The organism is Arenibacter amylolyticus, assembly GCF_002150785.1.
Classification (GTDB): Bacteria; Bacteroidota; Bacteroidia; order Flavobacteriales; family Flavobacteriaceae; genus Arenibacter; species Arenibacter amylolyticus.
In genome coordinates this window covers 11,815-24,589 of the sequence record NZ_MTAZ01000014.1, presented here as the reverse complement: position 1 = coordinate 24,589, position 12,775 = coordinate 11,815, and the positions used below count along the sequence as shown (strand labels likewise).

The 12,775-nt window shown below is 39.6% G+C and carries 9 protein-coding genes; 2 read left to right on the top strand and 7 right to left on the bottom strand.

The features are described 5' to 3' along the window. Positions 1 to 42: 42 nt before the first annotated feature. The gene (locus tag BV214_RS06670; protein ID WP_086476721.1) at positions 43 to 1,323 is read right to left on the bottom strand and encodes a serine hydrolase domain-containing protein; all 1,281 of its coding nucleotides are present in this window, start codon (positions 1,321 to 1,323) and stop codon (positions 43 to 45) included. A gap of 479 nt (positions 1,324 to 1,802) precedes the next feature. Beyond that, positions 1,803 to 2,252: a cold-shock protein gene (locus tag BV214_RS06660; protein ID WP_086476719.1), complete on the bottom strand. Its 450-nt coding sequence runs from the start codon at positions 2,250 to 2,252 to the stop codon at positions 1,803 to 1,805. Positions 2,253 to 2,703: 451 nt separating this feature from the next. On the opposite strand from BV214_RS06660, the gene BV214_RS06655 reads away from it, so the two are divergent. Then, on the top strand, positions 2,704 to 5,607 hold the full coding sequence (locus BV214_RS06655; protein ID WP_086476718.1) for a TonB-dependent receptor: 2,904 nt from the start codon (positions 2,704 to 2,706) through the stop codon (positions 5,605 to 5,607). Between the two features lie 103 nt (positions 5,608 to 5,710). On the opposite strand, the gene BV214_RS06650 is transcribed toward BV214_RS06655, so the two are convergent. From BV214_RS06650 to BV214_RS06635, 4 genes are all read right to left on the bottom strand, one after another. After that, the gene (locus tag BV214_RS06650; RefSeq protein ID WP_086476717.1) at positions 5,711 to 6,139 is read right to left on the bottom strand and encodes an FKBP-type peptidyl-prolyl cis-trans isomerase; all 429 of its coding nucleotides are present in this window, start codon (positions 6,137 to 6,139) and stop codon (positions 5,711 to 5,713) included. Positions 6,140 to 6,469: 330 nt separating this feature from the next. Beyond that, complete coding sequence (locus BV214_RS06645; protein WP_086476716.1) at positions 6,470 to 7,393, bottom strand: EamA family transporter; 924 nt, start codon at positions 7,391 to 7,393, stop codon at positions 6,470 to 6,472. A gap of 91 nt (positions 7,394 to 7,484) precedes the next feature. Then, positions 7,485 to 9,182 carry a DUF2207 domain-containing protein gene (locus tag BV214_RS06640; protein ID WP_086476715.1) on the bottom strand — a complete coding sequence of 566 codons (1,698 nt, stop codon included), beginning with the start codon at positions 9,180 to 9,182 and terminating at the stop codon, positions 7,485 to 7,487. Next, positions 9,182 to 9,742, bottom strand: a complete 561-nt coding sequence (locus BV214_RS06635; protein ID WP_086476853.1) for a LemA family protein — start codon at positions 9,740 to 9,742, stop codon at positions 9,182 to 9,184. The genes BV214_RS06640 and BV214_RS06635 overlap by 1 nt, the downstream gene beginning before the upstream one ends. Before the next feature lie 275 nt (positions 9,743 to 10,017). Here BV214_RS06635 and BV214_RS06630 point away from each other — a divergent pair, with 275 nt between their 5' ends. Then, entirely contained in the window at positions 10,018 to 10,731 is a 714-nt protein-coding gene (locus BV214_RS06630; protein ID WP_086476714.1) for a pirin family protein, read from the top strand. A 385-nt stretch (positions 10,732 to 11,116) separates the two neighbouring features. Here the strand turns inward: BV214_RS06630 and BV214_RS06625 are convergent, their stop codons facing one another. Then, positions 11,117 to 12,676, bottom strand: coding sequence for a DEAD/DEAH box helicase (locus BV214_RS06625; protein WP_086476713.1), 1,560 nt, complete (start codon positions 12,674 to 12,676; stop codon positions 11,117 to 11,119). Positions 12,677 to 12,775 lie beyond the last annotated feature (99 nt).

The window sequence follows — 12,775 nt, the reverse complement described above, 5'->3', positions numbered from 1 at the left end:
TTTTCGTATCCAATCCATACTATATTTGACGCAGCTAACAACTTATTCTACAATTGCCTGATATACTAGGTTTCTCAATTTGGCGTGATCATCCACCCCATTAGTAGGGATAAGTTGTTTAAAGTACACCACAACCAATTCCTCCACGGGATCTACCCAATAAGTGGATCCATACGCACCGCCCCATTCAAAAGTTCCTACGGAACCCGGTTCTCCACGCATTCCAATATCCTTAGTAATGGAAAACCCAAGGCCAAATCCGGTTCCACTTCTACCAGAATAGGGAATATCTCTAGATACCACGTGATCCGAAATCATTAATTCTACAGTCTTAGGGGATAAGATTTGTTTGCCATTATAGGCTCCGTCGTTGAGCATCATCTGCAAGAATTTAGCATAATCCAAGGAGGTTGAGAGGAGCCCTGCTCCACCAGAAAAACTTTTCCGTGGCCCTTTTACATAATGCCCCTGCCCCACCCCCAGCCCAGGGTTTGGTGCTCGTTCTAAAGCTTTACCACTATGTGCCATATAGGAGGTAGCCAATTTATCTTCCTTGTTTTCAGGTAGGTAAAAATAGGTGTCCGCCATTCCTAAAGGGTCTAAAATACGGTCTTTAAGAAATTGATCTAGGGACTGTCCAGAAACCTTTTCAACAATCACCCCTAGAATATCAGTGCTATATCCATATACAAACCGTTCTCCCGGTTGGGCATCCATGGGTAATTTGGCCATGCGGGCAACCGTTGCTGAAATGGGTTCGTCCCTGTCGGCAAAATACCAGTTTTGGATTTCTGCAGCTTTCCATTGCTCTTTCGCTAAACCATGTCCGTATCCAATCCCCGCAGTATGTGTAAGCAGATCTCTAATAGTAATTTCTCTTTTGGCGGGTACAAGCTCATACCCTCCATTATCGGTTTTCTGTGCCACGGTAGTCGATTTCCATTCAGGTAAATAATTACCAATAGGATCGGCAATTAAAAGTTTTCCCTCCTCCTGAAGAATCATAATGGCCACACTAACGATTGCCTTGGTTTGGGATGCAATTCTAAAAATAGCATCCGTTTTCATTTCCCTATCAGCCTCTATATCGGCATGTCCAAAGGCCTTATGATAAACAATCTTGCCTTTCCTGGCGACCAAGGTAACATTCCCTGCCATTTTCCCATCTTTTACATACTGCTCCATCACCGTGGAAAGTAGGTTTAACCTCTGGGTAGACATCCCTACTTCTTCTGGGAGGGAAGAAGCAAGATTTTGGGTCTGTCCAAAAGACACCCATAGCAGGAATATTAATAATACATTTAAGTTGAATAATTTCTTCATAATGTCTCAATATTTAGCGGTTATTTCAGGTAATCATAAAGTGAGACAAAAGATAAAAGTTATTTGGGAGTATGCACAATAAAAGCCCTAAGAATGTGAAAAATAACCCTTTGCCCCACCAATTCGTTATAAAAGGTATAAGGCAGTTTTCTGAAAGTAAGAAGTGTAGAATACAGCATAAAAAGATGCTGTCATTTAATGAGTTAAATTTCAACGGTAGATTCAACTCAAAGCGTAATAATAAGCCTCTTTATGTTTATTTAAAAAATGTAAAACCTCTATTTAGAGAGCGAGAGAGAGAGAGAGAGCAGGTATTGCAGAAAGGAAGGCTGGCTAGTTGGCTAAATCCTAGAATGACAAACCGTTTAATTTAGTAACCTTCCCAAAAAAAAAAATCGGAATAACACTAAAACTACATTTTGATGTAATTTATATGCTATTCCGATGGTACTAATATGTTGAAGTATAAATTTCGAAAATTAAATCTTCTTTACTCGGACCGCGTTCATTCCCTTCATCCCTTTTTCTAATTCGAAGGATACCTTGTCGTTTTCCGTTATTTCGTCAATAATACCGCTAATATGGGTAAAGTACTTTTCGTTATTTTCAGAATCGATAATAAATCCGAATCCTTTAGAGTGATCAAAAAAGGACACTTTCCCGTTTCTTAGCGGATCAAATTCCTCATCTCCCTCTTCCTTCTTTGGAATCCCTATTTCTATGGTAGAAGCATCAATCTCTACCTTTTCAGATGGATCTGGTGGCGTATCAGTTAAATTGCCATCATGGTCTACATAGGCAAATTGAATTCCTGGATTATCTTTAGCCTCCGCCTTTCTGGCCAATTTCCTCTTTTGCTTTTCTTCTCTCTTCTTTAAACGCTTTTTTTCTTTTTCGCTTTTATTATACGTTTGTTGCGATTTTGCCATTCCTTGATTTAATTGTTAATATAATATTCCATGAGGGTAGTCGTCTAAAAAACACCAATCGATATTTCGCTTTTCCCATGGCCCTTGTAAAGACCATTCCAAGTAATAATTAGGTTTTATAAACCTACCTCTACTCATGTGACTTTTACAAAGATAAGCTATGTATTTCAATTTATGAAGTTGAATAAATGTATTTTTACTTTATCCAAAATTTCTAAACTAAATTTACTCTAAATTTTCAGCAAAATTGAAATTACCATTCATTTTTATCAAAAATATTCATCGTATGAAGCTCCTCTTATTTTAATAAGTAAATAAGTTTTATATGCCCTCTCCCATGTGCTTTTTACACTTTTCCCGAGAAGCAATTTCACCAAATTAACATCCTAACATATTGATTGTCATCTAAAAATTCTTAACTTCTAGCATTAATAACTAAAAACCACCAAGTATGAAAAAGCACTATTTAGTTTTGATTGCATTTGTTATGGGGGCAATTGGCCTAACCAATGCCCAGGTCACCGGAACGGTTACCGAAGAGGGTGGAGGGCCGCTACCAGGTGCATCCATTGTAATTGTTGGTACCACCATAGGTGCAACCACCGATTTTGATGGTAATTTCACCATAGAAGCTGCTATTGGAGACCTTCTTAAGGTTTCTTATATAGGCTATGAAACTAAGGAGGTTAGGGTTAGCCAGTCCGTAATGAATATTACATTAACCTCTGGGGTAGCTCTATCTGAGGTAATTATTGTAGGATCTAGGAATCCCAATAGGACGGCTACAGAAAGTACGGTCCCAGTAGACGTAATCTCTATGAAAGAGCTGAATAATGTGGCACCCCAGGTAAATTTAAATCAGATATTAAATTATGTTGCCCCTTCATTCACCTCCAATACACAAACCATATCCGATGGTACAGACCATATAGACCCTGCCTCCCTAAGAGGCTTGGGCCCGGATCAAGTTTTAGTGCTTATCAATGGCAAAAGAAGACACACCTCTTCCTTAATTAACGTGAACGGTACTTTTGGTCGTGGAAGTGTTGGTACGGATTTAAATGCTATCCCTGCAGCGGCCATTCAGCGTATAGAGGTATTGCGCGATGGAGCAGCAGCACAATATGGTTCTGATGCAATTGCTGGGGTTATCAATATCATCCTGAATAAAAATGTGAACGAACTTACCACCACTGTAACTACTGGGGCTAATTTCACCAAAGAGGCTAATGACCAAACTGGAGGGGTAGATGGCGAAACTACCAATGTGGCCGCCAGCTATGGAATACCATTGGGAGATAATGGTGGTTTTATAACCCTTTCTGGAGATTTTGACGTGCGAAAAGAGTACAGCAGGATGAAAGAATGGGAAGGAGAAATCTTTAACCTGTATAATACGGTAGAACGGGTGGCCAATGCCGATGGCTATGATATTACTAAGTTATTGGACGACGATGTAAACGATGTAATTCAGTATGCAGATCAGGCAGGTATCAATAGAAACGGTGCCACCACCAAAGAAGAATTGAGAACTGTATTGAGTGCCGATGCAACCACTGCCGAACTAGCTGCCAGAGGTTTGCAAAGAAGTGATTTTAATATGAGAGTTGGTCAATCCTCGTTACGAGGGGGCCGTTTATTTGCAAACTTCTCCATGCCTTTAGATAACAATGGTACTGAATTGTACTCATTTGCAGGAATTAGCGCTAGAACCGGAAATTCTGCCGGATTTTACAGGCTGCCCAATCAGAGTAGAACCTTTACCCCTGCCTATATTAACGGGTTTCTACCAGAGATAAACTCACATATTAAAGACCAATCGTTTTCCCTAGGAATAAAAGGAATGATTGGGGACTGGAATGTGGACTTAAGCAACACCTATGGTAAAAATGCCTTTTTATACACCATTGGGAATACCTTTAATGCCTCGCTGCAGAATGCTTCCCCTACCCTGTTTGATGCTGGTGGATTCTCATTCGCACAAAACACCTCCAATTTAGACATCACCCAATTTTTTGACGATGTCATGTCTGGCCTCAATATCGCCTTTGGAGCGGAATACAGGGTAGAAAATTACGACATTATAGCTGGGGAGGAAGCTTCTTACTCGCAATATACCGCCGATGGTCAACGAATTACCCTAGCTTCCCAACAGCCTTCAAAAGATTTCTTTGGAAATTCCAGACCAGGTGGATCCCAGGTATTCCCCGGATTTGCTCCTCAAAACGAATTATCTAGGGAGCGCAGTAGTGTTGCTGGGTATTTTGATGTGGAGGCCGACTTCTCCGAGGCATTTCTTGCTAGTTTTGCGACCCGATATGAGAATTACAGCGATTTTGGCTCCACGATTAATTTTAAATTGGCCGGGAGATATAAAGCTACCGATAACCTAAATATTCGAGGTGCATTAAATACGGGATTCAGAGCCCCCTCCTTACACCAAATTAACTTTAACTCCACCTCCACTATTTTTGACAATGAGGGTAATCCTCAGGAAGTGGGAACCTTTGCCAATGACAGTAGGGCGGCTAAGCTTTTGGGAATTCCTCAGCTAAAGGAGGAAACTTCCCAAAGTATAAGTCTTGGACTAACCGCTAAATTCCCGGATGCCAAGATTACGGTAACCGTAGACGGCTACTTTGTATCTATAGATGACCGCGTGGTTTATACAGGGCAGTTTGCCCCTACGGCCGATGCGGGTACAGGAAGCGGTGGCGTTCCTGCAACCTATTCCGGTGCACAACTGGAATTGTTCAACTTGTTGCGACAAGCCAATGCCACTGCAGCTTCTTTCTTTGCCAACGCAATTGATACGGAATCTAAAGGGTTGGATATAGTGGTAACCCATGATACCAATTTGGGAGCCAATTGGAAGTTGAAATCCGACCTTGCAGGTACCTTTTCAAAAACTAAACAAGTAGGGCCAATCAATGCTTCCAAAATTTTGAGTGATGCAGGCTTGGTAGGCACCTATTTCCCTGAGGATAGTAGGGTGTATTTAGAGGAAGCGGTTCCCCGAACCAAGTTTAACCTCTCCAACAACCTTACCTCCGATAAGTTTGTAATCTTCCTAAGGAATGTGTATTTCGGGGAGGTAACGGAAGCAACCACCACGGTGGCCAATCAGCAAGTATTTAGTGAAAAGTTAGTAACCGATCTTTCTGTAGGCTACAAGGCCACAGAATCTATCACCCTAACACTTGGTGCCAATAACCTATTTGATGTATACCCGGACAGGGCCAAAGAAGAGTTTGGCAATAGGAGTGACGGCCGATTTGATTGGTCTAGAAGAGCACAACAATTTGGAATAGGCGGTAGATTCCTATTTGCCAGATTGAATTTTACTCTTAATTAGTTTAAATCAACTCCATAAAAGAAGAGGCCACTTAAATAAGTGGCCTCTTCTCTTTAAATCCTATACTATATTGCAATACGTACTAATACGTATTATAGATTGATTATCCTATGCTAACAAGTTCTAACTCAAAAGTTAAATCTTGACCAGCCAATGGGTGATTAGCATCAATGATGATGTGATCTTCATGCACTTCAGCTACCCTTAATTGGTTTTCCACACCGTCTGGACTAGTAGCTACTAGGCCCATACCTACCTCAGGTTTTACGTCTGCAGGTAATTCCTCTTTCTTTACAGGGTGGAACATATCTTTTCTAACTTCACCATACGCTTCTTCTTTGGGGATAGTGATGGTTTTCTTCTCGTTGGGGGCCATATCTATCAACCCCTTTTCAAATCCTGGGATAAGACTTCCTTGACCCAAGGTGACATTAATGGGTTCCCTTTCCAAAGAACTATCAAAAACTGTCCCGTCGCTCAACTTACCAGTGTAATGTACCTTTACCGTATCGTTCGCTTTTACTTTACTCATAACCAAAAATTGTAATAATAATTCAATTAATAATATGCAAACTTATAGGTTCTTAAATGCCTTGGGCAAAGCTGCGGGGGGAAATATCTAAGAATTTAGAAACCAATACCATTTTAAGATAATTGCTATGGATTTGTTAATTTTTCACCCAAATAGCAATGTATTACATATCGCTTGTTTTTGGAAAAAATTGAAAATCAGTACCTTTTCTCCTATCTACTCATATTCAAGGGATTTGGAATTTAGAATAATCCTAAAAAGATAAACAGCTTTAAATGCGAGTTTTTTATGGATGGCTGATGCAATATCAAGAGAGTTTGCCTAAGAATATTAATTTTTAGAGGAAAACCGACTAAACAGCACTAATTTCTTCTTGGTATTAATAAAATAGACTCCGGTTAATAAAACAAGGGCCGCAATGGCCGACTGTGTAGTTATTTGCTCCTCCAAATACAACCACCCCAAAAGCAGGGCAATGATAGGATTTACATAGGTGGAGGTGGCCACTTTTTCTGGGGAAACGATCTTTAGCAGGTAATTAAAAGCCGTAAAGGCCAGAATACTGCCAAATAGTATTAAGAATCCCAAGGAATATAGCACAGTACTACTCCATTGGGAAGGTAGACTCCATGGCTCACCAATAACTAGACTTCCAATCATTAAAATTATCCCTCCAGAGAACATCTGAAAGCCTGTATTCACAAAGTAATTGGTAGGGAGGTCTGCTCTGGCTACAAATAGACTGGAAAAAGCCCAACTTAACATACACATAAATATCATGGCCATTCCCACTAAGGTATTCTCGTTACTTACTATCTGATTTTGGCTTACAAGAAGGAAAATACCCAAAATCCCTAAAGCCACCCCCAAGAGGGACATGGGCATAATTTTTTTACCCTGTAAAATACGCATCAATAACAAGACTACTAAGGGTTGGGCTGCAATCTCCAAGGCTGCCAATCCACTATCTACATATTGCAAGGACCACACTACAAAACCATTACCTACCGATAAAAATAGGAATCCCGCTATAATACAGTTTTTCAACTGCTTTCTAGTTATGGTCAGTGGAATTCCCAATATCTTACATAGCAGAAATATCAGGAGGCCAGCTACGGTAAATCGCACCGAGGCCAGCATAAAAGGGGGTAATTCCTGTACCGCGATTTTATTGAATAAATAGGTGGAACCCCAAATTACATAGATGGCAAAGAATGCCAATATAACCATAAAGGGGTGCTTGGTTTTAGTCATTACAATAATAGATGCTGTTTAAAAGAAGCAGCAAAGGTAACCATAAGAACCTATAACCAAGTCCTTATTCTAAGCTTAGTTTTGGACAATATTACCAACTGCCACCACCGCCACCGCCAAATCCCCCACCGGAAGAACCGCCACCGGAAGAACCCCCTCCCGAACTGGAAGGAATGCTTACCATATTGGATTGCGCCTGAGACATAGAACTGGAAAAGGATTTGGAGAATCCGTGCATACTCATTCCACTTTGGCCAATATACCAATTTGGGGGAGGTAAATTTAAAGCATCAAATTTTTTGGCCCATCTAGAAAACATACCGAATGCCAATGCGTACCCCATGGTGCTTTCAAAATAATGGGGATCCTCTTCCAACAACATCTTTAACTTGTTTTCTTCAGCTACTTTTACAAACCGCTTAAACCCTTTTAATTCGGATAGAAGCCTATTTCCCTTGTCATTTTTCTTAATCATATACTTATTAAGATAAATCAGCACCAAACAAGTGATTATCATAGCCGCCGCTCCCATAAAACCCCATACAAACAATCCAATCGCAGTGAGTGCTAGGGCCAATAATATTAATACCACATAAAGTATGCCCTGCACCTTTTTGGACTCTCCCTCATAAAATGGTTGGGCCTTTTCGTTGAGTAACTCCTTTGCACTGTTCATTTTTGTATAAAAGCTGTTTTTAAGGCTACTTATCAATACTTCATCCTTTTCTTCCTTGGTGGTTGTATCAGTGAACAATCCGTTAAATATTTCTCGTTCATACACAGTGGCATCCGCTGGCAAGGGCTTTAATTTTATTATTTTGGTATCCTTGGATCCAAAAATGCCTTTTTTGGAAATCTCTTCTATCCTAATTAGTCCTTTCATACCCCAATAAGGGAACAGCGCAATTAAATCTGAATAATCTTCCCTATCGTTAATAAGAAATCCTGCCATGGCCGGATCTATATTATCGGGAGGGTAATAGGTAGTTGTAGCAATTACCCGCTCATCTCTGCCAAAGATGCGCCACACCCAAAAAAAGGCTACTATCATCATACCTACTGGAAAGACATAGCCGTAATTGGTCCAAAATGGCCACCACGGCTTATATTCGGCAATGGCTCCAACGGGCATTTTAATCAATACGGTAACGCTTTGTCCAGGATAAGAAATAGATCCCAATTTGCTGCTACCAGAAAATTGGCTATTTGTAAAATAGGTCTGAAAATCAGTACTCACCCCAGTAGTTCCTGTTTTCCCAGAATATAAGAAGGTGTTTTCCTTACTTAAATACACATCTTGGGGAACGTTAATAGTAAAACTGATCTGATTGAAATTGGCGTCCCATCCATCGGGCTTAATATTCCAATAAAATTGAATATTTGCTTCGTCAAAAATGAATGCATTGTATACCCTGTACCTAATTTCGTAATGCTGTGGCCCCAAGAGCGTAATGTCTTTATCCCCTATCTTGATATCTAGATTCTCTTGATATTTCTGCATAAAATTGAAGGGAATATCAAACTTGTGATTAGGAACTTCTATATCTTTAATTTGTATTCTTCTTTTGGAAATGGCCCCAGTGGAATCTTGTACTTCATATAAGGTTTGGATGGTTCTGTAGATCCCGTGCTTGGGCTCCTCAAAATTTACATCGTAATTTTCTACCACGTCAAAATATCCCTCTTTATGGATGGTGATATCTACCTTAAAATTATTTACGGTAAAGCCCTGAGCATGGCCAAAAGACCAACACAAGAACGCTAAGAGTAGTACAATCCTATAGACCATTATTGAAAGCTTACTTTTACATTACCTCTAGCTTCTTCTTCTACCTCGTAATAATCATATTTCTGGTAATTAAACATACCGGCCACTAAAACGCCCGGAAAACTCTCGCCATACGTATTGTTCTCTCGGACGGTACCGTTATAATACCTTCTGGCACGTTCTAAATTCTCCTCTATATGATTTAACTTTTCTTGTAAATCCAAAAAATTGGTATTTGCCTTTAGATCTGGATAGGCTTCCACTAAAGCAAAAATTCCGCCTAAACTGCGTTTCAATTGTTGTTCGGCCTTTATTTGGGTATTGATGTCTCCCGCAGGCACTGCTAGTGCCTCATTACGCGCTTGGATAACGGCATCAAAGGTAGACTTCTCATGGGAGGCATAGCCTTTAACCGTTTCTACTAAATTGGGAATTAAATCGTAACGACGTTTCAAAGCAACATCTATATTGCTCCATGCATCCTTCACTAAATTTCTAAATCGGACAAACTTATTGTAAACATGAACCAAGAAAAAGGCTAATAGGACAATAAAAATCAATAAAATAATAATGGTAGTCATAGGTTGGTTTTTTTTTACGTATGTAGCTAATTTACCCAAATTTTTGAATACTTGGCCATTCAACCTAATTTTTATAAATAGATGATTTACAAGTTTCTTGGAATGACCTAGAATTTGAAACTAATGGATTAGTAGTCTATAATGATATAAAGAGATACGCTATTTTGTAGGCATTGCAATCCATTTTCAATACTGATATTAAAGCCATTACTTATCAACCGGCGAGGGGATTAATTATTCTAGTTGTAGTTTTGTCCTGTTAAATTTTATGAAGTATGAAAACAGTAGTACATAAAGCGTCTAGCAGAGGCCATGCCAACCATGGCTGGTTAAATTCTTACCACACGTTTAGTTTTGCCAACTATTATGACCAAGATCGAATGAATTTTGGAATGCTAAGGGTGTTAAATGATGACAAGGTAGCGGCCGGACAAGGCTTTGGTGAGCACCCTCACAAAAACATGGAAATCATCTCCATTCCTCTTAAAGGAGATTTGGAACATAAGGACAGTATGGGCAATACCACCCTTATAAGAGAGGGCGATATTCAGGTAATGAGTGCAGGGACTGGAGTATACCACAGCGAATACAACGCTAGCCAAACTGAGGAGGTACAGTTTTTACAGATATGGGTACTTCCCCATTCCCCCAACGTAACTCCCAGGTACGATCAAATTAAGATTAGTGACCTGGCCGTTGAGAATGAATTCTATCAGATTTTATCTCCAAACCCAAAAGATCAAGGGGTTTGGATACATCAAGATGCCTGGTTTAGTATGGGAAATTTTGAGAAGGATAAAAGCACTACCTATACTTTAAACAAAAGAGATAACGGAGTATATTTATTTGTATTGGAGGGGGCAATATTAGTGGAGGACTTACCATTGGAAAGAAGGGACGGACTTGGTATTATGGAGGTGGAAAAAATTAATATTACCGCAACAGCCCCCAGTAAGGTCCTTTTAATGGAGGTGCCAATGTCTAATTAGGATATCCTGTCTAATTTTAGATACTAAGGAAGTGCAGGGGGGATACCCGCTGTATAGTAGCACTTTATGGGGCACAAAAAAATTGGTTCATCAACTCCCTAAAATCGGGTTCATAAGGCACCGGACAATAACCACCGATAATATTTAGACCACCCAGAGAACGGAAGGCACGCTAATTGGTAGGATTGAATTTATGGACATCCCTTATCCCCGGAAGTTCTCCCCTATAATTAGGTGGGGCTATTGGCTGGTCCTTGACTCCTATTTATTAAAATAAGGTTGAGTTTTTCACGCCTAAAACCAATAAAAAACCCTCACCGTTATGGCGAGGGTTTATATTAAATGAGGATGAGCCCCATTATTATATTACTTACAATTTCTAAAATTAGTCTTCGAGAGGGTACCCGTGAATGTCTTCATAAATAGTGTCGAAATTCTGACGTATGTACGAATGCAATTTTTTGCGGTAATCGTCCTTCAGCCACTTAAGGAAGTTAAAGGTACTTTTACTAATACATTTGGCATACCGTTGTATTCTATCCTCTATATCGGGTCCTAACATTTTGGCCAGGCCAAGGGCGTCATAAACGTCCTCACTATTTTCTACGCATATTCTGGCATGTTGCTCTATGGAACGCTCCAATACTACTTTGGACGATTCTCCATTCTTTACCGAGTTTACATAGGTTTCCTTAATATCGAAATAAACGTCCTCTGTATTAGCAAACTCTGCGCGCAATGCCTCTGGCATTTCCCATTTAAAAGTACTTTCCAGCTCTTCATCACTAATAATCCTATCCCAATAGAAGTTTGGTGCGGTAAAGATAGCTTGCCAGTCCAAATCTGCTCCCCAAGGTCCAAAACGGTGGTAATTGTTTCCTAAATCTATTACCGAGAAGGTAGATTTATTTTGCAATATCCTAGAACCCCTACCTATCATTTGATAATACAGGGTAAGCGATTTGGTTGCCCTGTTCAATATAATGGTATCTATCGTAGGTTCATCAAAACCTGTGGTCAATATACTTACCGAGGTTAAAATGGCATCAGGCGTGTTTTTAAACCACTTTAAAATTTGTTTTCGTTGTTTTTTGGTAGCTGTATTATCCAAATGGGCAATAGGTAATCCTGCCGCCCTAAAGGTTTCATATACGTGTAACGAGGTATTAATACCGTTGTTAAAAATCAATGTTTTCTTTCCTTTGGAATGCTTTTCATACGCCTCCAAAAGTTTCCCCAGCATCTGACTGTTGTTGTACAGATCCTCGGATGATTTTACGGTATAGTCCCCATTAGAACCAACTTCCAAAGAAGTTAGTCCCATATTGTATGAATAGAACTCTGCCTTGGCCAAGAACTCGTTATCTATCAAGGATTGAATACTTTCCCCAACAATCAACTCATCATAGTTATTCTTCATTGGCAAGTTCTTATTGGAACTCAAGGGGGTTGCCGTTACCCCTAAAATAAAGGAGCTCTCAAAGAACTTAAATAGTTTGGTGAAGGAATTATAGTGCGCCTCATCAATAATTACAAGACCTACATCGGAAATATCCAATTTATCGTCCTGAAGCCTATTATTTAAGGTTTCCACCATGGCCACAAAACAGCTATACTGATCTTGGTCGTCCAAATTAGCCTTACTGTCTACCACCTTATTGGTAACCCCAAAACTATCCAACATATTGGAGGTTTGCCTGCAAAGTTCCAGACGGTGGGTCATAATTAACACCTTCTTTTGATGGTGCTTAAGGTATTGCCTAACAATTTCAGAGAAAATAACGGTCTTTCCACCGCCGGTTGGTAACTGATATAAAAGATGATAATCATCAGGAGCAGTTTCAAATTTATCAAAAATCTTATCTATCGCCCCTTTTTGGTAACTGTATAATTCCTTATCTGTTTTTTTATCAACAATAGCATCTGCAATCGAAATCTCCGACATAATTTCCTTTTCTTAATTATAGCGTTGCAAAACTACGCACTTTAAGGGGTGTTTAACGAATGATTTCTCAAAAAAATAAGCGCTATTATCTTAAAATTA

Coding starts and splice junctions, on each gene's coding strand:
- BV214_RS06640 (WP_086476715.1), bottom strand. CDS start 9,182: ATGGTCTATAGGATTGTACTACTCTTAGCGTTCTTGTGTTGGTCTTTT.
- BV214_RS06650 (WP_086476717.1), bottom strand. CDS start 6,139: ATGAGTAAAGTAAAAGCGAACGATACGGTAAAGGTACATTACACTGGT.
- BV214_RS06625 (WP_086476713.1), bottom strand. CDS start 12,676: ATGTCGGAGATTTCGATTGCAGATGCTATTGTTGATAAAAAAACAGAT.
- BV214_RS06655 (WP_086476718.1), top strand. CDS start 2,704: ATGAAAAAGCACTATTTAGTTTTGATTGCATTTGTTATGGGGGCAATT.
- BV214_RS06630 (WP_086476714.1), top strand. CDS start 10,018: ATGAAAACAGTAGTACATAAAGCGTCTAGCAGAGGCCATGCCAACCAT.
- BV214_RS06670 (WP_086476721.1), bottom strand. CDS start 1,323: ATGAAGAAATTATTCAACTTAAATGTATTATTAATATTCCTGCTATGG.
- BV214_RS06635 (WP_086476853.1), bottom strand. CDS start 9,742: ATGACTACCATTATTATTTTATTGATTTTTATTGTCCTATTAGCCTTT.
- BV214_RS06660 (WP_086476719.1), bottom strand. CDS start 2,252: ATGGCAAAATCGCAACAAACGTATAATAAAAGCGAAAAAGAAAAAAAG.
- BV214_RS06645 (WP_086476716.1), bottom strand. CDS start 7,393: ATGACTAAAACCAAGCACCCCTTTATGGTTATATTGGCATTCTTTGCC.